Below are 23,162 nucleotides of genomic sequence, written 5' to 3' on the forward strand. Positions count from 1 at the left end.
CGCAGGCGGGCGTAGCGTCCGACACAGACATCGGAATCATCTCCGGGGGGAGAGCCGGTGTTCAGCTGAGCTTGGTCTGGGGGGACCATGAAGAAGACCCTGATTCTGGGCACCGTTTTCTCTCTCGTACTCATTCTCGTGATGCCGTTCGCCGGCGGCGCGGGTCCATCGCTGTTCGAGCCGGCGTACGCGGCCGAGTCGGCGGCGATCGCGCCGGTCGCGGCGAGCGATCCGGCTGCCGCGGCACCGGTGACCGACGCGGCCGACGCCGCGAGCGCGGTCACGGTGCAGACGGCGAGCGTGCTGGCCTCCGCGCGCAGCATCCCGGACACCGAGCACCTGGCGCAGAAGCCGGTGCCGAAGCCCGTGGTGATCACGCCGCAGGCGGCCGCGAGCCGCGACGGGGGCGCGTCGGTGCGCCGCGCCGCGCGCGCGGCGGCCGGTCAGTCGTGCCCGAGCGGCGGCGGCGGGGGCGGCAGCGCGCCCGGGCGGGCCGACCCGCTCGGACAGGGGATGATCACCGGCACGACGACCGCTGACATCCAGTCGTTCTCGGCCACCTACAACTCGATCCGCGTGCAGAACTGCCTCACGCCGATCCCCTCGGGCAACTTCCGGTACGACTCCTGCATGGAGGACCGGCTGTTCTGGATCGCCGAGGACCCGAGCACCGACCCGAACAGCGCGTGGGGCCACAGCGGCACGCCGCGCAGCGACGGGGTGCCGGCACGCGGCTGCGACGGCAACCTCGCCGGCGGCTCCGGCAACTCGGGCGCGACGGTCGCGTCGAAGTGGTGGATCTCGATCGACCACCGGCTCTCCCTGTACCGCCCGAGCTACACGGGCAGCACGGCGCACGTGTGCATCTACTTCGCCATGTCGCACGGCGGTATCCCGAACGAGCCGTCGAGCTTCACGCGAGCCGCGGCACGCTGGGTCAGCTGCTAGCCGCCCCCCACAGCTCCGGGGAGGACGTGGGGTTCTCAGCCCCCGCGTCCTCCCCGGTCATCTGCCGGCCACGCCCCCTCCGCGATGCCCGGCCGGGCGCCGGTAGCCTGGCGGGATGACGGAACACCTGCGCTGGGGCATCCTCGCCACCGGCGGTATCGCCCAGTCGTTCGTGAAGGACCTGCAGCTGATCGGCGCCCCGGTCGCGGCGGTCGGATCGCGGGATCTCGGCAAGGCGCGGGCATTCGCCGATCGCAACGGCATCCCGAACGCGCACGGCAGCTATGAGGAGCTCGTCGCCGACCCCGACGTCGACGTGATCTACGTCGCGACCCCGCACTCGGCGCACGCGTCGGCGGCGCTGCTCGCGCTCGCGGCGGGCAAGCACGTGCTCCTCGAGAAGCCGTACACGATCAATGCGGCCGAGGCGCAGCAGGTCGTCGACCTCGCCGAGTCGAGGGGCCTCATCGTGCTCGAGGCGATGTGGACGCGCTGGATGCCGCACATGATCCGCATCCGCGAGATCATCGGCGCCGGCACGCTCGGCGAGCTGCGCAGCCTCATCGCCGACCACGACCAGAAGGCCTCCGCCGACCCCGCCGGCCGCATGCAGAACCCGGACCTCGGCGGCGGCGCCCTGCTCGACCTCGGCATCTACCCGGTGTCGTTCGCGTGGGACGTGCTGGGCGCCCCGGATCGCGTGCTGGCGATGTCCGACCCCACCGCGACCGGCGTCGACCAGCAGACGGCCATCGTCCTGGGCTATCCGGATGCGCGCATGGCGGTGCTGCACACCGAGCTCGACGCACGCGGTCCGAACCGCGCGGTGATCATCGGCACCGAGGCGCGGATCGAGATCGACCCGGTCTGGTACACGCCGACGTCGTTCCGCGTGATCGGGTCCGACGGCGCGGTGCTGGAGAGCTACGAGTCGAAGGTCGAGGGCCGCGGGATGCAGTTCCAGGCCGTCGAACTCGAGCGGCTCGTCGCGCACGGGCACGCCGCCGGCGACCTGCTGCCGCCCGCGGAGTCGGTCGCGATCATGGAGACGATGGACGAAATCCGGCGTCAGATCGGCCTGCGCTACCCCGGGGAGTGATCACGCCGGCTGGGTAGGGTGTCGGCGTGAGCGACGACCGGCAGGCTCGAGGGGGCGGGATCGCGGCGGCGTTCCGGCGCCATCCGGCCGCCTGGATCGTGGGCGCCGCCGCGCTCGCGTTCGTGCTGCTCGGCACCGGTGCCGTGTTCGCCGGGATGGCGTACGGTCGCACGCTCGCCGTCGCCGAGCCGTCTCCGACGCCTCGGGTGTCGACCCCGCCGCCGCGCCCCACGCCGTCGGCGACCGCGACCGCGAGCCGGCTCCGTACGTGCTCGATCGCCGGTCCGGCGGCGGATCCGCGCCTCATGACGCTCGAGGCCCAGGTGGCGCGAGCCGACTCCGGCGAGGTGCTGTTCGATCGCAACGCCGCGACACCCACCGCGACCGCGAGCCTGCTCAAGGTGCTCGTCGCGGCCGCCGCCGTCGACGTCCTCGGCCCCGACTACCGGATCCCGACCGATGTCGTCGATGGCGGGGCGCCGGGGACGGTCGTGCTCGTCGGGCACGGTGACGCGACCCTCAGCGCCACGCCGGCGGGTGCGCAGAGCGTCTACGCCGGCGCGCCGAAGCTCTCCACCCTCGCGGCCCAGGCGCTGACCGCCTACGCGGCCGCGCATCCGGGTGTTCCGATCACGACGGTCGTGCTCGATTCGAGCTACTGGACCGACACGGCGTGGGACCCCGACGTCAAGATGAGCGAGCGCACGCAGGGCTACCAGTCCTACACCACCGCGCTGCAGGTCGACGGCGACCGCCAGACCCCGGCGTACGAGACGAGCCCGCGCAGCACGGACCCGGTGGCCCGGGCCGGGGCCGCCTTCGTGCAGGCCCTGCACGCCGCCGACCCCGGCGGCGTCGTCGCGCCCTCGGTCGCCGCCGGCACGGGCACGGCGCCGGCCGGTGCGTCCCGCCTCGCGCAGGTGGTGTCGCAGCCGCTGCGCACCCTGCTGCCGCAACTGCTGCTGCCGAGCGACAACACGCTCGGTGAGATGCTCGCGCGGATCGTGTCGAAGAAGCAGGGGCTCGACGGATCGGCGGCATCGCTCCAGCAGGCCATCCCGGCGGCGCTCGCGCCGTACGGCATCCCGAGCACCGGGCTCACGATCCGCGACGGGTCGGGCGAGAGCCCGCGCAATGCCGTGCCGGCGAGCACCCTGACACAGCTCATGCGCATCGTGCAGGCCGGAACCCAGGGGCTCGACGTCGTGCGGGCGGCGCTGCCCGTGGCGGGGCGCTCCGGCGGACTGCAGGCGCGGTTCACCGGCCCGAACGCGATCGCCCGCGGGCACGTCACCGCGAAGACCGGCTGGATCGACATCGAGTACAGCCTCTCCGGGTTCATCGACGCCTCGGACGGCACGCGGCTCGTGTTCACCTTCTATGCCATGGGCCCGGGCATCAGCGCGGCGGCCAAGAGCGCCCTCGACACGCTCGCCACGGCCGTCTACCGCTGCGGCGACAACCTGTCGAACACCTGACCGACGCCGGCTGCGGTTGGATGGAGGGGTGACCAGGGCGCTGTTCATCATCGACGTGCAGAACGACTTCACCGAGGGCGGGGCGCTCGGGGTCGACGGCGGCGACGCCGTCGCGGCGGGGATCTCCGCGTACCTGCGAGCGCATCCCGAGCGATACGACGTCGTCATCGCCTCCCGCGACTGGCACGACGGCGACGGCACGAACGGCGGCCACTTCGCCTCGGACGCCCCGCCGGACTATGTCGAGACCTGGCCGGAGCACTGCGTCGCCGGCACACCCGGCGCCGAGTACGACCCCGGGCTCGACGCGACGCTCGTCGACGTGCACGTGCGCAAGGGCCAGGGCCGCCCCGCGTACTCGATCTTCGAGGGCACCGACGACGACGGCATCGGCTTCCCGGCCGTGCTCGACCGGCTCGGGGTGGACGACGTCGACGTCGCCGGGATCGCTACCGACTACTGCGTGCGCGCCTCCGCCCTCGACGCCCTCCGCTCCGGCCGCCGGGTGCGGGTGCTGACCGACCTCGTCGCGGGCGTCGCCGCCGAATCGAGTGCCGCGGCGCTCGAGGAGCTGCGGGGCGCCGGGGTGGTGGTGGCGGCATCCGGCACCGATCGGGGGCAGGATTGACTCATGGCCGCTCGGATCGTCCTCATCGCCTCCGTCGTGGTGGCCGTCGCGCTGTTCGTGGGCTTCGTGCTCACGGTCGTGATGGAGCACCAGAGCTAGTGGAGCTGTCGCCCCAGACCGCGGCGGGCAAGGTGCTCATGCACTTCTGCATCTCGCTCGACGGCTACGTCGCAGGTCCGGGGCACGACATGGCGTTCATGGAGGGCGCGACGACTCGCGAGGGACTGCATCGCGAGTACATCGAGACCACCGGCGCCGTGCTCGCCGGACGCTCCGGATTCGACAGCGCCATCGGCGACTCCCGCCCCTACGGAGGGGCCTGGCAGGGGCCGATCTTCGTGCTCACGCATCATCCCGACGACGCGGAGCCGATCGACGACATCACGGTGCTCTCCTGCCCGGTCGACGAGGCGGTCCGCATTGCGCTCGACGCCGCCGGCGGGAAGAACGTCGAGGTCTTCTCCCCGTCCATCTGCGCGCAACTGCTCGACCTCGGCTTGATCGACGAGATCGACATCCACATCGCGCCGGTGCTGCTGGGAGACGGTGTGCGCCTCTACGAGGCCCTCGGCGGTCGCATCCGGCATCTCCTGCTCGATGGGCCGGTGCCCAGCCGCACCGTCGACCTCCGCTACCGCCCGGCTCCGGCGGTCGCGGGCGACGCCCGCTAACTGCCGGGCCGGCGCCCCTCGTTCACCTGGCGCACGATCGCCCAGTTGTCGGCGACCGGCCCGATGTGCCCGAGCTTCTCGGGGTTGGTGACCGCGCGGATCGTCTGGATGCGGCCCTCGGCGATGTCGAGGCTCCAGGTCGTGATGACGAGCCCGCCGCGATCGCGGAAGATCGCGCCCGGCTGACCGTTGACCTCGTGCGGCTCGACGACGCCACCGATCCGCAGGAAGTCCGGCATGAGCGCGGACAGCAGCTTGACCACGTTGCGCCCGCCGAACATCCCGGTGCCCCACTGCGGCGCCTTGCCCCCGCTGTCGGCGACCAGGTGCACGTCGTCGGCGAGCAGCGTGCGCAGGCTCTCGACATCGCCGTCGTGCAGCGCCGTGAAGAAGCGCTCCGCGAGTCGCTCCCGCTCTCGTCGGTCGGCGTCGAACCGCGGCCGGCCCTCCTCCATGTGCCGGCGGGCGCGGGATGCCAGCTGGCGGCACGCCGCCTCGGACGACCCGACCGTCGCTGCGATCTCATCGAATGGGAAGCCGAAGACCTCGCGCAGCACGAACACGGCGCGCTCCAGCGGGCTGAGCCGCTCGAGCAGCAGCAGGGCGGCCATCGAGAGGGTGTCGGCCAGTTCGGTCGCGTGCTCCGGGTCCTGGTACGGCTCCTCGAGCAGCGGCTCGGGGAACCAGGTGCCGACATACTGCTCCCGCCGCATCCGCGCCGAGCGCAGCAGATCGATCGAAATGCGCGTCACGACCGCGGAGAGGAACGCCTTGGGGGATGCCGGATCCTCCTCGACGGCGTCGTACCGCAGCCAGGCCTCCTGCACCGCATCCTCGGCCTCCGCCGCGCTGCCGAGCAGCCGATAGGAGATCGAGAACAGCAGCGGGCGCAGCGCCTGGAACTCCTCGGCGCGTCCCTGCGCGGTCCGGCTCATGCCAATCCCTCCCGGAATCCCTGCCGCCACGACGGAAAGCGCAGCGTCCAGCCGAGCTCGCGCTTCGCCTTCGCGTTCGAGAAGCCGCGGCCCTGCGTCATCATGATGACGGCCACCTCGCCCGCGAGCATCCGGGCCAGCCACACCGGCACGCGCATGGGCGGCTTGCCGCCGGCCGCCTGGGCGAGGGCGGGTAGCCACTCGTTCGCGGCCGCGGGCTCGTCGTCGCCGACGTCGAACACCCCGCGGGCGCGCTGCTCGAGGGCGAGCACCGTCGCGCTCGCCGCGTCGTCCAGGTGCAGCCACGAGCTGCGGCCCTCGCCGTTGCCGACGAGCGGGTACTGCCGCCGGCGCACCAGCTCCACCTGATCGTCGCTGGCGCCGGGGCCGTAGAGCGCGCCGTAGCGCAGCACCGCGCCGTCCACGGCGAGCACCGCCTTCTCGAGGTGCGCGATGGCGAGCGAGTTGGCGTGCGCCGCGGTGCCCTCGTGCAGGTCGAGCGGGTCGTCCTCGGTCTTGACCCAGCCGCCCTCGCGGAGGCCGTTCCACGACCCATAGCTCTGGGCGACGACGTGCGCCACGCCCGTCGCGGCGGCCGCGGCGAGCAGATGGTCGGTGCCCTCGGTGCGCAGCCGGTTGGTGGGGCCGAACCAGCGGTCGATGTGCTTCAGGTCGGGCTTGCCCGCGTGCTTCTCGGAGATGCCGGTCATCTGATGCACGATCGCGTCGGGCTCGGCGGCCGCGACGGCCTCGCCGACGGATGCCGCATCCAGCCCGTCCATGACCACGCCTCGCGCCCCCAGCGCTTCGATCCCGGCGACCTTGGCCGGGTTCGTCGTCGTCGCCGTCACCTCGTGGCCGCGCGCGACCAGCTGCGGCACCAGCCGCCGCCCGACCACTCCCGTGCCACCTGCCACGAACACCTTCATCGCATCCTCCTCCGTTGCGTCGTCACGCACGAGACGAGGCAGCGCACCCGGATGTGACATCCCGCCCCCCCACTGGCCAAAAACGCATAGTGCGGGACCCCCCGCACTATGCGTTTTCGGCCAGTCAGACGAGGAGTTGGTGCTTCGCGAGGTCGCGGTAGAGGGGGGTGGATGCCACGAGCTCCGAGTGGGTGCCGACGCCGACGACGCGGCCGTGGTCGAGCACGACGATGCGGTCCGAGTCGACGACGGTGGAGAGCCGGTGGGCGATGACGAGCAGGGTGCGATCCTGCGCAACGGCGTCGATGGCATCCCGCAGCAGCTGCTCGTTGAGCCCGTCGAGCGAGGCGGTCGCCTCATCGAGCAGCAGGATCGGCGTCTGTTGCAAGAGCGCCCGAGCGATCGCCAGGCGCTGACGCTCGCCGCCGGAGAGCATGACGCCGTCCTCGCCGACGGGCGCGTCGAGCCCCTTCGGATCGCGGGCGAGCACCTCGTCGAGATTGACATCGTGCAGCACCCGGCGGCAGTCGTCGTCGGTCGCGTCGGGGGAGCCCAGCAGCAGGTTGTCGCGGATGCTGCCGGCCAGCACCGGGGCATCCTGCTCGACGTACCCGATCCGCGAGCGCAGCTCGAGCCGGTCGATTCCCCGTACGTCGGCGCCGCCGACCCGCACGACGCCCGAGGTCGGGTCGTAGAAGCGCTCGATGAGCGCGAGGATCGTGCTCTTGCCCGCGCCGGAGGGTCCGACGAGGGCGACGCGCTGTCCGCGCGGCACCTCGAAGCTGACCCCGTGCAGCACCTCTGTGCCGTCCTCGTCCTCGGGCACCTGATACCCGAACCGCACGTCGTCGAAGGCGATCGCCGCGTCCGACGACCCGGGGGCGGCCGGCTCGAGCGCCGCGTCGCCCTCGTCCTCACTCGGCGTCGTGATGATCTCCTGGATGCGGCCGAGCGCACCGAGCGCCTGGTTGACGGAGTTGAGCGCGCCGAACGCCTGCCCCAGCGGCATGATCATCATGAACAGGAACAGGATGAACGCGACCAGGTTCGCGATCGTGATCGCCCCGCTCGCCACCCGGTAGCCGCCCACGCCGAGCACGACGAGGAACGAGACCTGCAGCGCGATCCCCGCGACCGGCACGACGAGCGCGGAGATCTTCGCGACCCGGATGCCGGCCCGGTACGCCCCGCGCGCGTCCTCCTCGACCGCGACGGTCTCCCGTTCGGTGGCGTTCGCCGCCCGCACGGTGCGGATCGCGCTGATCGCGCGCTCCACCGCCGCCGCGAGGTCGCCGACCTTTTCCTGCTGCTGCCGGCTCGCGACCCGCACGCGGGAGGAGAGCGCGACGACGCCGACGATCGACACCGCGATCACCAGCACGGTCAGCCCGAGCAGCACCGGGTCGATGACGAGCATCGCGATGAGCGCGCCGACGAACACGACGGCGCCGCCGATCGCATCCACGAGTCCCTGCGTGATGACGGCGTAGAGCAGCGTCGTGTCGGATCCCACGCGCGAGACGAGGTCGCCGGTGCGGCGGCGGTCGAACTCCGAGATCGGCAGGCGCAGCATCCGGCGCACCAGCTGGCGGCGCGCCGACAGCACGACGCTCGTGCCCGCGCGCTGCAGCAGGTAGTGCTGGATGCCGCTGATGAGCGCCGAGACGACGACGAGCGCGACGAGCGCCCACACCAGCCACCCGAGCGCGCCGCCCTTCTGCACGATGCCGATCACTTGGCTGACGAGCAGCGGCTGCACGAGCGAGGTGGCCGCGCCGACCAGGCTGAGCGCGACGACGACCGCCAGGATGCCGCGATGCTCGGTGAGGTAGGGCAGCAGCTGGCGGAAGCTCGCCCTCGGCCCGTCGTCCTTCGGCCTCCCGAACATCGACCGTCCCGGTCGTCGGTCATCAGAATGAGTGGTCTCGGTCATGCCCGTCCGTACTTCTTGTGCACCGCTTGCCGGCTCACGCCGAGGCACAGTGCGATGAGTTGCCAGGATGCGTTCGCGTTGCGCGCCCGGCGCACCGTGACCGCCTCGATCCGGTCGAGCTCGCGCTGCAGCTGGGCCACCGCGCGGAGCGCCACGATCGGATCGTCGGATCCGGCGTCGCCGGCGAGCGTGTGAATCGTGCCGACGTCCATGTTGTCAACGTTAGTTGACGTTCGCCGAATGTCAACTCAGGTTGACAGTGTCGCCGCCGCCCGCCGCTGATGGACGACAACCGATCACCCCTTTGCCATCCGATGCCGTTCGCGCGGTGGCCATCGGATGGCAAAGGGGCGAGGGGATCGAGGGGCCGCGGTTCGGGGTTGGGATGTCGGAGGCGGGTGCCTAGGCTGGAGGGTCATGTCCGCCGCCGTCATCGCCGCCGTCGACCTCACGAAGAAGTACGGCGACACCGCCGCCGTCGATGCGATCTCGTTCGAGGTCGCGCCCGGCGAGGCGTTCGGCCTGCTCGGACCCAACGGGGCCGGCAAGTCGACCACGATGCGGATGGTCGGCGCCGTCAGCGCGCGCACGAGCGGCACGCTGGAGGTGCTGGGGCTCGACCCCGACGAGGGCGGCCCCGACATCCGGGCGCAACTGGGCGTCGTGCCGCAGCAGGACAACCTCGACACCGACCTGAGGGTGCGCGAGAACCTCCTCGTCTACGGCCGCTACTTCGGCCTGAGCCACGCGCAGGTCGCGAAGCGCGCCGACGAGCTGCTCGCCTTCGCGCAGCTGGAGGACCGCGCCAGGGCGAAGGTCGACGACCTCTCCGGCGGCATGAAGCGCCGGCTCACGATCGCGCGCGCCCTCATCAACGACCCCCGCATCCTGCTGCTCGACGAGCCGACGACCGGGCTCGACCCGCAGGCCCGGCACATCCTGTGGGATCGCCTCTACCGGCTGCGCGAGCAGGGCACGACGCTCGTGCTCACGACGCACTACATGGACGAGGCCGAGCAGCTGTGCGAGCGGCTCGTCGTCGTCGACAAGGGCCGCATCATGGCCGAGGGATCGCCGGCGGCCCTGATCCGCGAGTACTCGACGCGCGAGGTGCTCGAGCTGCGCTTCGGCACCGACCGCAGCGCGGAGGCGGCGCGGACGCTGCACGACCTCGGTGACCGGCAGGAGGTGCTGCCCGACCGGCTGCTCGTCTACGCCCACGACGGCGAGGCGGCCCTGCAGGAGGTGCAGCGCCGCGGACTGCAGCCGCTCACGAGTCTCGTGCGCCGCTCGAGCCTCGAGGACGTCTTCCTGCGGCTCACCGGAAGGTCGCTCATCGAATGACGGCCGTCGCGGAGGGTCACGCGATCACGGCGCCGCGTGCCACCTCGCCCCGCCGGTTCGGCTGGTGGTATGTGGCCGAGCACGAGCTGCGGCGGCTGCCGAGCTTCTGGGTCGCGTGGATCGCGACGGCCATCGGGTCGCCGCTGCTGTACCTGCTCGCGTTCGGCGTGGGCCTCGCCACCCTCGTCGGCGGGGGGAGCGGGCGGATCGAGGGCGTGTCGTACGCCCAGTACGTCATCCCGGCGTTCCTGTGTGCGAGCGCTGTCGGCGTCGCCGCCGAGGAGTACATGTTCGGCGTGCTGCTCGGCTTCATGTGGAACCGGGTCTACGAGGGCATGTACGCCAGCCCCGTCTCGCCCCGGCAGATCATGCTCGGCCATCTCGTCTCCACGACCATCCGCATCGCCGTCACGGCCGCGATCTACCTGGTCATCGCGATGATCTTCGGCGCGATCCAGCCGGGCTGGGGCTTCGCCGTGCTGCCGGTCGCGATTCTGACCGCGCTCGCGTTCGGGCTGCCGATCGGCGCCTACGCCTCGTCGATCACCGAGGACCGCGGCCAGTTCAACATCGTCAACCGGGTCATCATCCTGCCGCTGACCCTGTTCAGCGGCACCGTCTTCCCGCTGACCAGCATGCCGGTCTTCCTGCAGTGGATCGGCTGGCTGTCGCCGCTGTGGCACGGCACCCAGCTCTCCCGCGACCTGTCGTACGGGCAACAGGAGCCGGCCTGGCTGATCCTCGTGCACGTCGTGTACCTCGTCGCGATCGTGGTCGTCGCGGGGCTGCTCGTCATGCGGATCACGGATCGGAGGCTGCGCAAGTGACCTCGACATCCACCCGCCCGGCGATCGCGCCGACCCGCCGTCGCGGCGGGGTGGGCGCCCTCTATTCGGGCAACGCCCGTGCGGTCGTCTACCGCGGTCTGCGCGCCACCGGCAGCACGAACTACATCGTGGTCGCGACCGGCTTCGTCGAGCCGGTGTTCTACCTGCTCGCGCTCGGCGTCGGCCTCGGATCGTTCGTCGGCCCGGTCTCCTACGGCGGCATCCACATCCCGTACGCGGCCTACATCGCCCCGGCCCTGCTCGGCGTCTCGGCGATGAACGGTGCGATCTACGACTCGACGTGGAACGTCTTCTTCAAGATGCACTTCGCTCGGCTCTATCACGGCATGCTCGCGACCAGCCTCGGCCCGCTCGACGTCGCGCTCGGCGAGATCCTGCTCGCGCTGCTGCGCGGCGGCGCGTACGCGGTCGCCTTCCTGATCGTCATGAGCGCGCTGGGTCTCTCGCTGTCGTGGACGGTGCTGCTCGCGCTGCCCGCGGTGCTGCTCATCGCGTTCGGCTTCGCGAGCCTCGGGATGGGCATCACGAGCTACCTGAAGACGTTCCAGCAGATGGACTGGATCAACTTCGCGCTGCTGCCGATGTTCCTGCTCTCGGCGACGTTCTACCCGTTGTCGGTCTACCCGGTGCCGCTGCAGTGGGTCATCGAGGTCTTCCCGCTCTGGCACGCGGTGGAGCTGCTCCGCGGCCTCACGACCGGGATCCTGAGCCCGGCCGTGTTCATCCACGTCGGATACTTCCTCGTCATGATCGCCGTCGGGCTCACCTTCACGACCCGTCGGCTGCGCGCGCTCTTCCTCGACTAGCGATCGCGCGCGGACCACCCAGGAGAGGACTCATGGCAGGTCACCGGATCTTCCAGTTCAGCTTCGCCACCATCTACCCGCTCTACGTCGCCAAGGTCGAGCGGAAGGGCCGCAGCCGCGCCGAGGTGGATCAGGTCATCTGCTGGCTCACGGGCTACGACGAGAGCGGGCTGCGCCGAGCCGTCTCCGACGGGGTCGACATGGAGGGGTTCTTCGCCGCCGCTCCCGCGATGAACCCGAACGCCTCCCTCATCACCGGCATGATCTGCGGCTACCGGGTGGAGGACATCGAGGACCCGCTGATGCAGAAGATCCGCTACCTGGACAAGCTGGTCGACGAGGTGGCGCGGGGCAAGAAGATGACGTCGATCCTCCGCGGCGACGGGTCCGCTTCGCCGGCGACCCGCTAGACGACGCCCTTGGTCAACACGAAGTCGCAGTAGGGCGCCGTCTCGCGGGTGAGCACGATGAGGTGCGCCTGCTTCGCGCGCTCGTAGAACGCCATCCGCGGGATGTCACGGAAGGTCAGCGAGCGCTGTTCGGCCGCGGCCGCGACGGCGATCACCTCGGCCGGCACCGTCCACGGGAATCCGGGCTCGGCGCCGGTGCCGTCCTCCGGCACCATCCGCTCGAGCGGCTGCTCGACGAACGTGTCGAGCGGGAAGACGGACAGGATCGCGCGCATGGCGTCGACGACGCCCGCATCGATCCGGACGACCGGCGCGCCCTGCGTGTGCGCCGGGAAGTTGCGATCGGCGACGACCACGAGATCGCCGTGGCCGAGCTCGTCGAGCGCCTGCAGCAGCTCGCCGCTGAGGAGGGGGTCGATGCCCTTGAGCGTCACGCTGCTCAGCCTAGGGAGCGCTGCAGCTTCCGGATGCCGAGCACGGTGGTGATCGCGGCCTCCGCAGCCCGGCCCCCGACGTCCTCCTTCGAGTCGGGCAGACCCGCCCGATCGAGACCCTGCCGCTCGGTGTCGACGGTCAGCACGCCGAACCCCACCGGCTTGCCGGTGTCGAGTGCGACGCGGGTGAGGCCGTCGGTCGCGGCCGATGCCACGAAATCGAAGTGCGGGGTCTCGCCGCGCACGATGACGCCGAGGGCGACGACGGCATCCGCCCCCGCATCGAGCGCCGCCTTCGCGACGACGGGCAGCTCGAAGCTCCCCGGCACCGGCACCTCGGTGACGTCGGCGCCGGAGGCGGCGAGCACCCGCCGCGCGCCCTGCAGCAGACCGTCGGCGATCGTGTTGTGCCACAGGCCCGACACGATCACGATCCTCAGTCCCGAGCCGTCCAGCGGCTCGAGCTCCGGGCGTCCCTCCCCGCTCATGAGTTCCCCTCCTGCAGGCTCTGCAGCTCCGCGTCCTGCAACGCCGCATCCGCCAGCGTCTGGTCCAGCACCTCGTGCGTCGGCAGCGCGTGCCCCATGCGGTCGCGCTTGGCGTCGAGATAGCCCTCGTTGAACTCGCCGACGCCCACCACGAGCGGCACGAGCTCGGTCACGGTCACGCCGCGCTCCTCGAGCTGACGCGCCTTCTCCGGGTTGTTGCTGAGCAGCTTGACGGTGCCGATGCCGAGATCCTTCAGGATGCCGACGGCCGCCCCGTAGTCCCGGGCGTCGGCGGGCAGGCCCAGCGCCAGGTTGGCGTCGAGCGTGTCGTAGCCCTCCTCCTGCAGCCGGTACGCGCGCAGCTTGTTGATGAGGCCGATCCCGCGGCCCTCGTGCCCGCGCAGGTAGACGACGACGCCGCCCTCCGCGCGGATGGTGTCGAGCGCGGACTGCAGCTGCGGCCCGCACTCGCACTTGAGCGAGCCGAACGCCTCGCCGGTCAGGCACTCGGAGTGCACCCGGATGAGGGCCCCGTCGGACGGCGCCTCGCCGTTCGGGCCGGGCGCGATCCACGCGACGTGGTCGGCGCCGGTCGAGCGATCGCGGTAGGCGCGCACCCGGAACGCCCCGTGCTCGGTGGGCACGGTCGTCTCCACCTCGAAGCTCACGCGGCTCGACTCCGGCACCTCGATGACCGCGGACGGGTCGGCCTCGCAGTCCTGCTCCGCCATGAAGCGCAGCAGCGACTCGATCGTGATGACCGGGATGTCGTGCTCCTCCCCGAGCTTGATGAGGCCCGGCAGGCGCATCATCTCGCCCTCGTCCTCGACGATCTCGCCGATGACGCCGACCGGGGTGAGTCCGGCCAGCTTGAGCAGGTCGACCGTCGCCTCGGTGTGGCCGTCGCGCTCGCGCACGCCGCCGTCGACGGCGCGCAACGGGAGGATATGGCCCGGCCGGATGAGGCTCGCGGGAGTCGACGCGGGATCGGCCAGCACGCGCAGGGTGTGCGCGCGGTCGCTCGCGCTGATGCCGGTCGACAGGCGATCGGCGGCGTCGACGCTCACGGTGTAGGCGGTGCCGCGCCAATCCTGGCTCTTCGCGACCATCGGCGGCAGGTCGAGCCGGTCCGCGATGTCGTTCGGCATGGGGGCGCACAGGTAGCCGGACGAATGCCGGACGGCCCAGGCGATCCACTCCTGGCTCGCGAACTGGGCGGCCATGACGACGTCGCCCTCGTTCTCGCGGGCCTCGTCGTCGGCCACGATGACCGGTCGGCCCGCCTGCAGGGCGTGCAGGGCGGTGGGGATGTCGGCGAGGCTCATGCGAGCGCTCCCTTCCTGTGCTGCTCTGAATCGGCGAATTCCCGGAGCCGCGCCACGTGGCGCGCCAGGATGTCGGTCTCGATGTTGACCCGATCGCCCGGCCGCAGTGCGCCGAGCGTGGTGGCGGTGAGGGTCTCGGGGATCAGCGACACCTCGAACCAGTCGTCCGCGACGTCGCTCACGGTGAGGCTCACGCCGTCGACCGCGATGGAGCCCTTGCGGGCGACGAGAGGCGCGTGCTCGGGGTCGAGCGTGAACCGCACGACCTGCCACGCGTCGCCGGGCGTGACGGCGAGCACCGTGGCGGTTCCGTCGATGTGGCCCTGCACGATGTGCCCGCCGAGCCGGTCGGTCACGAGCGCGGCGCGCTCCAGGTCGACGCGGTCACCGGGGCGGCGCTCGCCGAGGGTCGACATCCGGATCGACTCGGCCATGACGTCGGCGGTGAACCGGTCCGGTCCGCGGTCGACGACGGTGAGGCAGACGCCCGACACCGAGATCGACGCCCCGTGCGTCGCATCGGAGGCGGTGAGCGGAGCGCGCACCGTGATGCGCGCCGAATCGCCGACCGGTTCCCAGGCCAGCACCTCGCCGACCTCCTCGATGAGTCCCGTGAACATCAGCTGGTCCCTTCGGTTGCGTCGCGTGCGGTCAGGTGCAGGTCGTCGCCCAGCCGCTCGACGCCGTCGATGCGGAGCCGGCGGATGGCGTCCATGCTCGGGATGCCGAGGTCGCCGATCGCGAGCCGGCCGCCGCCGAGCAGGGCGGGGGCGAGATAGAGGGAGTACGCGTCGGCGAGACCCGCCGCGATGATCGCACTGGCGATCGTGGGGCCCCCCTCGACGTAGACGCGGCGCAGGCCGCGCGCGTTCAGGTCGGCGAGCACCGCCGCGAGATCGCGGCTGCCGGTCTCGATGAGGCCCCCCGGATGCCGGCGCAATGCCGCGTCATCCGGGATCGGGCGCCGCCCGACCACCACGGGCACGGGCTGATGCGACAGCAGTTCGCCCGCGTCGCCGCGCGCCGTGAGGCTCGGGTCGTCGGCGAGCACCGTGCCGGTCCCCACCAGGATGGCGTCGTTCGACGCGCGCTCCTCGTGCACGCGCTGCCGGGCGGCGGTGCCGGTGATCCATCGGCTCGTGCCGTCGGCCGCCGCCGCGCGGCCGTCGAGGGTCGAGGCCCACTTGACCGTCACCCACGGCCGCCCGCGGCGTTCGGATGCCAGCCAGCACTCGAGGAGCTCCTCGACCTCCGCGGCGCGCACACCGCCGACGACCTCGACGCCGGCCTCGCGCAGGCGTGCGCCGCCGCCGGCCGAGTGCGAGCCCGGGTCGGTGACGCCGTAGACGACGCGGGAGATGCCCGCGCCGATGAGGGCGATGCTGCACGGCCCGGTGCGGCCCCAGTGGTTGCACGGCTCGAGCGTGACGACGGCCGTGAGCCCGCGGGCGTCGCCGCCGACCTTCGCGAGTGCGTCGATCTCGGCGTGCGGGGTGCCCGCACCGCGGTGCCACCCCTCGGCGACGGTGCGGCCGTCGGCATCCAGCAGCACGCACCCGACGCGCGGATTGCCACCGGTCAGCGGGCCGAGCTCGGCGAGCTCGAGGGCGCGACGCATCGCGGCGAGCTCGTGCTCATTCGCTGTCGCCTGGCTGCTCATCCCGGTCTCCGTCACTTCAGAGGACGGTCCGGGATGCCGCGACAACCGGAAAACGGCTGCCGCCGCCATGCTCCTCTCATCCGGACTCTGACCGTCGGTCCCGGAATTCCACCGGATCGGCCCCGCGTCCTCCGGACCTCTCGGCCCAGCGACGCCGGGTTCGCGGACTTTCACCGCCGGTGCGGAATTCCACCGCCCCCGGAGCACGTGCTCTGCATCCGAGTGTAACGGCGCGCGCGCAGCGGTATTCCCGGCACGATGGAGCCATGACACGGATCGTCATGCTGGCCACGGGTGGCACGATCGCGTCGCGTGCGGCGGCCGGTGCCGAGGCATCCGCCGGAGCCGTCGCGCGGGACGCCGCGGCCGACCTGCTCGCCGACCTCGCGCCCGCGGGTGTGGAGGTCGAGGCGGTCGACGTGCTGCGCCGCAACTCGTTCGCGATCACGCCGGCCGACCAGCGGACGATCGCGGAGGCCGTCCGCGCCCAGCTCGACCGCCCGGAGGTCGACGGCATCGTCGTCACCCACGGCACGGACACGCTCGAGGAGACGGCGTTCCTGCTCGACATCGCCCACGACGACCCACGGCCGGTCGTGTTCACGGGCGCCCAGCGCGCTGCCGATCATCCCGATGCCGACGGCCCCGCGAACCTGGCCGGCGCCCTGGCGGTGGCGGCCGCGCCGACCGCGCGCGGCCGCGGCGTGCTCGTGGCCTTCGGCGGTGCCGTGCTCGCCGGGCGGGGAGTGCGCAAGGTGCATACGCTCGCTCCCCAGCCCTTCGCCGATCCGGAGGCCGGGCCGATCGGCACCGTGACCTCCGGCACCGTCGACCTCTGGGGCCGGCGCGACCGGCCGCTGCTCGGCCCGCCCGACGAGCGCTACGACGCGACGGTCGTCGAGATCGTGAGCGCGTTCCCCGGCGCGGGCGACGGCCAGCTGCGGTCCGCGGTCGATCGGGGCGCGCACGCGATCGTCATCGCCGGCTTCGGCGCCGGCAACCCGACCCCGGGCATGACCGGGGCGATCGCCGAGCTGTTCGAGGCCGGCGTGCTCGTCGCGCTCGGCACCCGGGTCGCCGCCGGTCCGGTCGCCGCGATCTACGGCGGAGGGGGAGCGGTCGACGCGGTCGCGGCCGGTGCCGTTCCGCTCGGCACCCTGGGCCTGTCGCAGGGTCGGGTGGCGGCGGCGCTGCTGCGGTCGCGGCATCCGGCGCCGGAGGCCGCCCGGCGGCTCGCGGCGTTCGTCGCCGGCGGCGCTTCCTAGGCTGGAGGTCGTGCCGCCCGACGTCTCCGCCCGCGCGCGGATCGGCGCGGGCATGCTGGTGCTCGGTGAGCTGATCGTGCAGGACGGCGGCGCGGCCATCGCCGTGCGGATCTTCCCGTCGGTGGGCGTCTTCGGCGTCATCGCGTTGCGCGTCGCGTTCTCCGCTCTCGTCCTGCTGCTGGTCGCCCGCCCGCGCCCGCCGCGACGGCTCGCGGAGTGGGGCGTGATCGCGGGATTCGGGCTCGTCATCGCGGTGATGAACACGTCGTTCTACCTGGCGGCCGCGCGCATCCCGCTCGCGACGACGGTCACGATCGAGGTGCTCGGGCCGCTCGTGCTGTCGGTGGTCATGGCCCGTCGGCCGATCGCCTGGCTCTGGGCGGGGCTCGGCGTCGCCGGGGTCGTGCTGCTCTGGGGGCTCGACCTGCACCGGCTGGACCCCCTCGGCGTCGCGTTCGCGGCGGTGTCGGCGCTCTCGTGGGCGGCGTACATCCTCGCGTCCGCGGAGTCCGGGCGGCGCTTCCCCCGTCCGCTCGACGGCCTCGCCTGGGCGATGGCGATCGCCGCGGTGCTGACCCTGCCGGCCGGGATCGCGACGGCGGGTGCGCGGATCGTGCTCCCCGTGAACCTGGGGCTCGGCCTCCTCGTCGCGGTGCTGTCATCGGCGATCCCGTACGGCGTCGAACAGGTCGCGCTCCGCCGGCTGCATCCGTCGCCGTTCGGCGTGCTCATGAGCATGTCGCCGGGCATCGCGGCGGGGGTCGGCTTCGTCATCCTGGCGCAAGCGCTGACGATCGCCGACGCCATCGCGATCGTGCTCGTCGTGGCCGCCTCGGTCGGCGCGGTGCTCACCGCTCCGCGCCGGCGCCCCGCGATCGCCGAGCCCGTCGCCTGACGCCCGCGGCCCCTCCTGCCCCCGCCGCCCCACGTCGCGCCGCCGCCCGCGTCACCCCGCCGCCCCGCGTCGCCCCGTCCGCACCGCGGCATGTCGAAACTCCAGGAGCTCGTCGCGGGTCCCGTCGGATCTGGCCATGACGCGCGGTTGGGTTCCTGCTCTTTTGACGGGCAGCGGGCCTCGGGCGGGCGGGAGCGCCCTCCTGCCAGGCCGACCGCGACCCCCGGATGCCGTGGCGTCCCCCGAGGGTCCGTGTCGCGCGTCCCGCGTTGGCCCCGCGACTCCTCCACTGCCGCGTCGGCAGCGTCGACACCACCGATGCACCCGCCACGGAGGCATGGCCGCGGTGCTGGCGGCAGCGTCATCGGGATGGATGAGCGATTGGCCCGTCGTTTCTCACGGGATGTCGTGGTGACTCGCGCTGAGATCGTCGCGTTCGGTGGAAGCGACCGATGGATCCGGAGCGCGGTCCGCGTCGGGGAGATCGTTCGCCTTCGTTACGGCGTCTTCTGCCTCCCCGGCCTGGATGCGCTGACGCGTCGGGCCGTTGCTGCCGGGGGACGGCTCGCCTGCGTCTCGGAACTGCGACGGCTGGGCGTGTGGGTGATCGAGAGGAACGTCGTTCACATCCAATTCGCTCCACACGGGTCGCGACGTGCTCCTTCGTCGGCCATCTGCCATTGGCGCACGCCGGATTCCTCCGCCACGCGCACGGCGGTGTCCCCGGCCGAGGCGATCACCCAGGCGGCGTCCTGCATCCCATTCGGCGAGCTCGTGGCGGCCATCGACAGTGCCCTCCGGCAGGATCTCGTCCAGGCGGGCCAGCTCGCCGGACGCTCGACGACGATCGACCGCGCGCTCGCCATGGCGGATGCCCGCGCGGAGTCGGGGCTCGAGTCGCTGATCCGGATGCTGTTGGTCGAGCTCGGGCTCGGATTCCGCCTCCAGGCGGTCATCACCGGAGTCGGCCGCGTCGACTTCCTCGTCGAGGAACGGGTCGTGGTCGAGGCGGACGGGGACGAGTTCCACGGCTCGGCGCCGGCACGCGCACGTGATCGCATCCGCGATGCGGCGGCTGTCGCCGCGGGATACTCGGCGCTCCGATTCGACTACGCGCAGATCGTCTTTCAGCGTGAACTCGTCGCCCGCGCGATCGTGAACGCCGTCCGCATTCATCGCGGCGTCAAAGGTGCAGGACGACGCACGCGATCCGGGCAGAAACGGATCGATGTGCGGCGATTCTCCTGAACTTTTGACCGGGGCCGGGCCGGGCACCGGGGGCGGGGCGGGGATGCCGGCACGTGGTGGGCCGGGGGAACGGCGCGCGGGTCAGATCGGCCAGCCGGGGCGCGGCATGCGGGGCGCGATGGGGGTGAGTTCCGCGTGCCAGGCCGGCGGGCGGGTGCCGTCACGAGCGATGACGTCGGCGGGCGCCTCGCCGGTGAAGCGGAAGCCCGCCGCGCGCGCGGTCGCGGCAGAGGCGGCGTTGCCGACGACGCATTCCCACCGGATGACGGGAACGTCGCGCGCGAACAGCCAGTCCGCGACCGTCCCCAGTGCCTCGCCCATGAACCCCTGCCGGCGATGCGGGGCGCCGAGCCAGAACCCCACGTCGCTGCGCGCGCTGCGCCAGCCGATCACGCCGAGCAGAGGACCGCCGTCCGAGCGGCGCAGCGCCCAGGTGTACTCGCGCTCGGTCTCCCAGCCGGAGGGCACGTACTCGCGCACGAACCGCTCCGCGTCGGTGCGGCGGTACGGCCAGGGCGTCGTCAGGTACAGCGCGAACACCCGCTCGCGGCAGTACCGCACGATGTCGTCGACGTCGGTCTCGACCGGCTGGTCGAGCACGAGCCGGGCCGAGCGCAGTTCGACGGGCTTCACGCGCGTGACAGGAATCCGACGCGGTCGTACACCCGTGCCAGGGTCGCGTCGGCCACCTCGTTGGCCCGGTCCGCGTTGACGCGCAGCACGCGGTCCAGCTCCGCGGGGTCGGCGAGCAGTTCGAGCGCGCGCTCCCGCACGGGGGAGAACGCCGCGACCACGGCATCCGCCGTCGCGCTCTTGAGGTCGCCGTAGCCGCGACCCGCGAACTCGTCGACGAGCGCCGGGATCGCCGTGCCGCCGAGCGAGGACAGCAGGGTGAGCAGGTTCGAGACGCCGGGCTTGCGCTCCGGGTCGTACGCGACGACGCCGTCGGTGTCGGTGACCGCCGACTTCACCTTCTTGGCGATCGCGCTCGGCTCGTCGAGCAGCCACAGGATGCCGCGGTCGTTCGGCCCCGACTTCGACATCTTGGCCTCGGGGTTCTGCAGGTCGTGGATCTTGGCCGTCTCGGGCAGGATCGACAGCTCCGGGATCACGAAGGTCTCGCCGAAGCGCTGGTTGAACCGCTGCGCGAGGTCGCGGGCGAGCTCGAGGTGCTGGCGCTGATCCTCGCCGACGGGCACGATCTCGGTGTCGTAGAGCAGCACGTCGGCGGCCATGAGCATCGGGTAGACGAGCAGGCCAATGGAGGCGGCGTCCGAGCCCTGGCGTGCGACCTTGTCCTTGTACTGCGTCATCCGGCGCGCCTCGCCGTCACCGGTGATGGTGTCGAGCACCCAGGCGAGCTGGGAGTGCGCCGGCACGTGCGACTGCACGAACAGGGTGGATGCCGACGGGTCGATCCCGGCGGCGATGTACTGCGCGGCGGTGCGCCGGGTGGCCTCCCGGAGCTTCGCCGGTTCCTGCGGCACCGTGATCGCGTGCAGGTCGACGACGCAGAAGAAGGCATCGTGGTCGCGCTGCATGGTCTTCCACTGCAGCAGGGCGCCGATGTAGTTGCCGGCGTGCAGCGAGTCGGCGCTCGGCTGCATGCCCGAGAACAGCACGGGCTTGGTCATGAGGAGGTCCTTCGCGGATCGGGAGGTCAGAGCTGGTAGTCGACGACGACGGGCGCGTGGTCCGACCATCGCTCGCTGTAGCTCGGGGCCCGGTCGATCTCGTAGCGCACGGCCTTCGCGGCGAGGTCGGGGGTCGCGAGCTGGTAGTCGATGCGCCATCCGGTGTCGTTGTCGAACGCCTGCCCGCGCTGCGACCACCAGGTGTACGGGCCCTCCACGTCGGGGTGGAAGCGCCGGTGGATGTCGACGTAGCCGAGCCCGGCGCCGTCGTTGTAGCGCGGGTCGTCCTCCGCCCCGACGAAGCGGTCGAAGTAGGCGCGCTCGCGCGGCAGGAACCCCGCGCGCTTGACGTTGCCCTTCCAGTTGCGGATGTCGAGGGTCCGGTGCCCGACGTTGAGGTCGCCCACGACGACGGCGAGCGGGTTGTGCTCGCGCAGCTTCGGCAGCCGGGCCTCGAACGCGTCGAGGAAGCGCCACTTCTCGTCCTGCTTCGGGGTGTCGGCCTCGCCCGAGTTCACGTAGCACGACACGACGGTCACGATCGTGCCGTCGACGTCGTAGTCGGCCTCGAGCCAGCGGCCTGCGGTGTCGTGATCCTGCTCGATCGCGAGGTCGACGCGGTGGATCTCCGCCTTCCGTCGCGACGCGATCGCGACACCGGCGCGGCCCTTCGCGGTCGCGGGGTCGTGCAGCAGCGCCCACTCGTCGCCGAGCAGGGCGGTCACGTCGTCGGAGCTCGCCCGCACCTCCTGGACCGCCAGGATGTCGACGTCGCGCCGCGCGAGCCACTCACCCATGCCCTTGCGATACGCCGCACGGATGCCGTTGGCGTTCACGGACGCGATGCGCAGGGGGCGGGCCACGCCTCCAGGCTAGCCAACGACGAGGGGCGGGGATCTCCCGGAGCGACCGGGTGACGGAGCAGCCTGCGGCGCGCGAGGCGGAGCCGTGGTCGAGCAGGGTGTCGTCGAGGTCGAACAGGACGAGGTCGGTCGCCGTCATCCGCGGGGGTCGGAGGGCGTCGGCGCGGTCGGGATGGCTCCCGTCTCGTCGTCCGCCCCCTCCTCGATCCGCCGGTGCCGCCGTCGCACGAACCAGCGCACCCCGGGCGGCAGCGCCTCCTCGACCTCGCGGCGGATCTGCCGCTCGAGCTCGATGCGCAGCCGCACCTCGGTGTTGCGGGCACGGCGCTCGCCGATGGGATCCAGCGGCACACCGCGGTCGGTCGCCGTGACGATGACCCAGGACGCCGCGATGAGGATGACCTGACAGATCAGGTTGAACCAGATGAGCAGCCCGACGATGACGGCGAACGACGCCAGCAGCGGATTGCGGGTCGCGCCGCCGAGCAGGCTCGAGCCGAGCACCTTGAGCACGCCCAATGCGAGCGCGCCGAGCAGCGCCCCCTGCCAGAGCGGCCCGCGCGGGATGGGCACCCCGGCCAGGACCCGGTACAGCGCCGCGAGCACGCAGGCGTCGAGCGCGAACATGAGCAGCAGGCCGACGGCGCGCGCCGCGAGAATCGCGCCGAGCGAGCGGCGGTCCACGTCCAGGAGGTCGAGGGTGGCATCCATCGCGGCGGTGCTGAAGACCGACAGGGTCGCCGAGACGATGAGGGCTGCGCCGAACGCGATCGCGAGTCCCAGGTCCTTCAGCTTCAGCAGGGCGAAGTTGGTGGCCGGTGCGGCGAGGCCCGCCAGGTCGCGCACCGCGTCCCGGGCGGAGCCGAGCCAGCCGACCGCGGTGAAGAGCGTGCCGGCCAGGGCGATCGCGCCGGTCCAGCTGAGGGCGGGCGTGGACAGCAGGGCTTTCTCGCTGATCGCCCCATCCGACCCGGCCCGGTCGATGAGGCCCGGCACCGCGGTGCCGATGAGGTCGAACAGCGCGTTGCGCAGCGCCGGATTCGCCTCGAGCGCGAGCCCGGCGATCGAGAACGCGACCCAGATCGCCGCGAACACGGCGAACACCGCCTGGAAGGACAACCCCGCCGCGAGGAGCGCCCCGCGCCGGTCGCTGTAGCGCCGGAACACGCGGACGGGCTTCCAGGTCTGCACCCGATCCACGATGCGGTGCACGCGCGCCATCAGCGGGCCGGGCGCCTTCGCCGGGGCAGCGGCGGGGCGGGGCGGGCGGTCGCCACGGGGACGATCCTGCTGCGACGCGGTCCGGGTCCTGCGGGCCATG

General features: G+C 72.2%; 25 protein-coding genes and 1 riboswitch. Of the genes, 12 read left to right on the top strand and 13 right to left on the bottom strand.

Features of this window, described 5'->3' with window-relative positions; all coding sequences use genetic code 11:
• Positions 1–87 precede the first annotated feature (87 nt).
• From ABD285_RS06785 to ABD285_RS06805, 5 genes are all read left to right on the top strand, one after another.
• On the top strand, positions 88–948 hold the full coding sequence (locus ABD285_RS06785) for a hypothetical protein (protein ID WP_344201374.1): 861 nt from the start codon (positions 88–90) through the stop codon (positions 946–948).
• Positions 949–1,063: 115 nt separating this feature from the next.
• A complete protein-coding gene (locus ABD285_RS06790) occupies positions 1,064–2,047 on the top strand; it encodes a Gfo/Idh/MocA family protein (protein ID WP_344201377.1) in 984 nt (327 codons plus the stop codon).
• 26 nt (positions 2,048–2,073) lie between these two features.
• Entirely contained in the window at positions 2,074–3,525 is a 1,452-nt protein-coding gene (locus tag ABD285_RS06795) for a D-alanyl-D-alanine carboxypeptidase (RefSeq protein WP_284253310.1), read from the top strand.
• Positions 3,526–3,553: 28 nt separating this feature from the next.
• Entirely contained in the window at positions 3,554–4,153 is a 600-nt protein-coding gene (locus tag ABD285_RS06800) for an isochorismatase family protein (RefSeq protein WP_284253309.1), read from the top strand.
• Between the two features lie 98 nt (positions 4,154–4,251).
• Positions 4,252–4,824, top strand: a complete 573-nt coding sequence (locus ABD285_RS06805) for a dihydrofolate reductase family protein (RefSeq protein ID WP_284253308.1) — start codon at positions 4,252–4,254, stop codon at positions 4,822–4,824.
• On the opposite strand, the gene ABD285_RS06810 is transcribed toward ABD285_RS06805, so the two are convergent.
• From ABD285_RS06810 to ABD285_RS06825, 4 genes are all read right to left on the bottom strand, one after another.
• Positions 4,821–5,759 carry an RNA polymerase sigma-70 factor gene (locus tag ABD285_RS06810; RefSeq protein WP_284253307.1) on the bottom strand — a complete coding sequence of 313 codons (939 nt, stop codon included), beginning with the start codon at positions 5,757–5,759 and terminating at the stop codon, positions 4,821–4,823. The two genes, ABD285_RS06805 and ABD285_RS06810, sit on opposite strands and share 4 nt — an antisense overlap.
• Positions 5,756–6,688, bottom strand: coding sequence for an NAD-dependent epimerase/dehydratase family protein (locus tag ABD285_RS06815; RefSeq protein WP_344201383.1), 933 nt, complete (start codon positions 6,686–6,688; stop codon positions 5,756–5,758). The genes ABD285_RS06810 and ABD285_RS06815 overlap by 4 nt, the downstream gene beginning before the upstream one ends.
• A 124-nt stretch (positions 6,689–6,812) precedes the next feature.
• A complete protein-coding gene (locus ABD285_RS06820) occupies positions 6,813–8,621 on the bottom strand; it encodes an ABC transporter ATP-binding protein (RefSeq protein WP_425564970.1) in 1,809 nt (602 codons plus the stop codon).
• A complete protein-coding gene (locus ABD285_RS06825) occupies positions 8,618–8,833 on the bottom strand; it encodes a hypothetical protein (protein WP_284253304.1) in 216 nt (71 codons plus the stop codon). Before ABD285_RS06825 ends, ABD285_RS06820 begins: the two co-directional genes overlap by 4 nt.
• 205 nt (positions 8,834–9,038) lie before the next feature.
• Between ABD285_RS06825 and ABD285_RS06830 the strand changes: the two genes are divergently transcribed.
• The 4 genes from ABD285_RS06830 to ABD285_RS06845 are packed head-to-tail and all read left to right on the top strand — an operon-like array spanning position 9,039 to position 12,029.
• Complete coding sequence (locus ABD285_RS06830) at positions 9,039–9,965, top strand: ABC transporter ATP-binding protein (RefSeq protein WP_284253303.1); 927 nt, start codon at positions 9,039–9,041, stop codon at positions 9,963–9,965.
• A complete protein-coding gene (locus tag ABD285_RS06835; protein WP_344201391.1) occupies positions 9,962–10,792 on the top strand; it encodes an ABC transporter permease in 831 nt (276 codons plus the stop codon). The genes ABD285_RS06830 and ABD285_RS06835 overlap by 4 nt, the downstream gene beginning before the upstream one ends.
• On the top strand, positions 10,789–11,619 hold the full coding sequence (locus tag ABD285_RS06840; protein WP_284253301.1) for an ABC transporter permease: 831 nt from the start codon (positions 10,789–10,791) through the stop codon (positions 11,617–11,619). Before ABD285_RS06835 ends, ABD285_RS06840 begins: the two co-directional genes overlap by 4 nt.
• Positions 11,620–11,651: 32 nt before the next feature.
• Positions 11,652–12,029, top strand: coding sequence for a DUF2200 domain-containing protein (locus ABD285_RS06845; protein WP_344201394.1), 378 nt, complete (start codon positions 11,652–11,654; stop codon positions 12,027–12,029).
• Here the strand turns inward: ABD285_RS06845 and ABD285_RS06850 are convergent.
• From ABD285_RS06850 to ribD, 5 genes are read right to left on the bottom strand one after another with little or no spacing between them, the layout of a single operon-like run.
• Positions 12,026–12,463 (bottom strand): RbsD/FucU family protein, encoded by a 438-nt coding sequence (locus ABD285_RS06850; RefSeq protein WP_284253300.1) that lies wholly within the window; start codon positions 12,461–12,463, stop codon positions 12,026–12,028. The genes ABD285_RS06845 and ABD285_RS06850 overlap by 4 nt on opposite strands.
• 5 nt (positions 12,464–12,468) lie before the next feature.
• A complete protein-coding gene (gene ribH, locus ABD285_RS06855; RefSeq protein ID WP_284255610.1) occupies positions 12,469–12,951 on the bottom strand; it encodes a 6,7-dimethyl-8-ribityllumazine synthase in 483 nt (160 codons plus the stop codon).
• Positions 12,948–14,276, bottom strand: coding sequence for a 3,4-dihydroxy-2-butanone-4-phosphate synthase (gene ribB / locus ABD285_RS06860; protein WP_284253299.1), 1,329 nt, complete (start codon positions 14,274–14,276; stop codon positions 12,948–12,950). The genes ribH and ribB overlap by 4 nt, the downstream gene beginning before the upstream one ends.
• The gene (locus ABD285_RS06865; protein ID WP_344201399.1) at positions 14,273–14,896 is read right to left on the bottom strand and encodes a riboflavin synthase; all 624 of its coding nucleotides are present in this window, start codon (positions 14,894–14,896) and stop codon (positions 14,273–14,275) included. Before ABD285_RS06865 ends, ribB begins: the two co-directional genes overlap by 4 nt.
• The gene (gene ribD / locus ABD285_RS06870; RefSeq protein ID WP_344201402.1) at positions 14,896–15,936 is read right to left on the bottom strand and encodes a bifunctional diaminohydroxyphosphoribosylaminopyrimidine deaminase/5-amino-6-(5-phosphoribosylamino)uracil reductase RibD; all 1,041 of its coding nucleotides are present in this window, start codon (positions 15,934–15,936) and stop codon (positions 14,896–14,898) included. Before ribD ends, ABD285_RS06865 begins: the two co-directional genes overlap by 1 nt.
• A gap of 64 nt (positions 15,937–16,000) precedes the next feature.
• Positions 16,001–16,146: riboswitch (FMN riboswitch) on the bottom strand.
• Between the two features lie 56 nt (positions 16,147–16,202).
• Here ribD and ABD285_RS06875 point away from each other — a divergent pair.
• The 3 genes from ABD285_RS06875 (at position 16,203) to ABD285_RS06885 (ending at position 19,344) form a co-directional block, all read left to right on the top strand.
• Positions 16,203–17,201, top strand: a complete 999-nt coding sequence (locus ABD285_RS06875; protein WP_344201405.1) for an asparaginase — start codon at positions 16,203–16,205, stop codon at positions 17,199–17,201.
• 10 nt (positions 17,202–17,211) lie between these two features.
• Positions 17,212–18,096, top strand: coding sequence for an EamA family transporter (locus ABD285_RS06880; protein ID WP_344201408.1), 885 nt, complete (start codon positions 17,212–17,214; stop codon positions 18,094–18,096).
• Positions 18,097–18,813: 717 nt separating this feature from the next.
• On the top strand, positions 18,814–19,344 hold the full coding sequence (locus ABD285_RS06885) for an endonuclease domain-containing protein (protein ID WP_344201411.1): 531 nt from the start codon (positions 18,814–18,816) through the stop codon (positions 19,342–19,344).
• Between the two features lie 81 nt (positions 19,345–19,425).
• Here the strand turns inward: ABD285_RS06885 and ABD285_RS06890 are convergent, their stop codons facing one another.
• From ABD285_RS06890 to ABD285_RS06905, 4 genes are all read right to left on the bottom strand, one after another.
• Positions 19,426–19,977, bottom strand: a complete 552-nt coding sequence (locus tag ABD285_RS06890) for a GNAT family N-acetyltransferase (RefSeq protein WP_284253294.1) — start codon at positions 19,975–19,977, stop codon at positions 19,426–19,428.
• Positions 19,974–20,978: a tryptophan--tRNA ligase gene (gene trpS / locus ABD285_RS06895; protein WP_344201414.1), complete on the bottom strand. Its 1,005-nt coding sequence runs from the start codon at positions 20,976–20,978 to the stop codon at positions 19,974–19,976. The genes ABD285_RS06890 and trpS overlap by 4 nt, the downstream gene beginning before the upstream one ends.
• A 26-nt stretch (positions 20,979–21,004) precedes the next feature.
• The gene (locus ABD285_RS06900) at positions 21,005–21,841 is read right to left on the bottom strand and encodes an exodeoxyribonuclease III (protein ID WP_284253293.1); all 837 of its coding nucleotides are present in this window, start codon (positions 21,839–21,841) and stop codon (positions 21,005–21,007) included.
• A 135-nt stretch (positions 21,842–21,976) separates the two neighbouring features.
• The gene (locus ABD285_RS06905; protein ID WP_344201417.1) at positions 21,977–23,161 is read right to left on the bottom strand and encodes a YihY/virulence factor BrkB family protein; all 1,185 of its coding nucleotides are present in this window, start codon (positions 23,159–23,161) and stop codon (positions 21,977–21,979) included.
• Position 23,162: the final 1 nt, after the last annotated feature.

Origin of the sequence: Pseudolysinimonas kribbensis (assembly GCF_039531715.1) — a bacterium.
In the GTDB taxonomy this organism is placed as follows: Bacteria; Actinomycetota; Actinomycetes; order Actinomycetales; family Microbacteriaceae; genus Pseudolysinimonas; species Pseudolysinimonas kribbensis.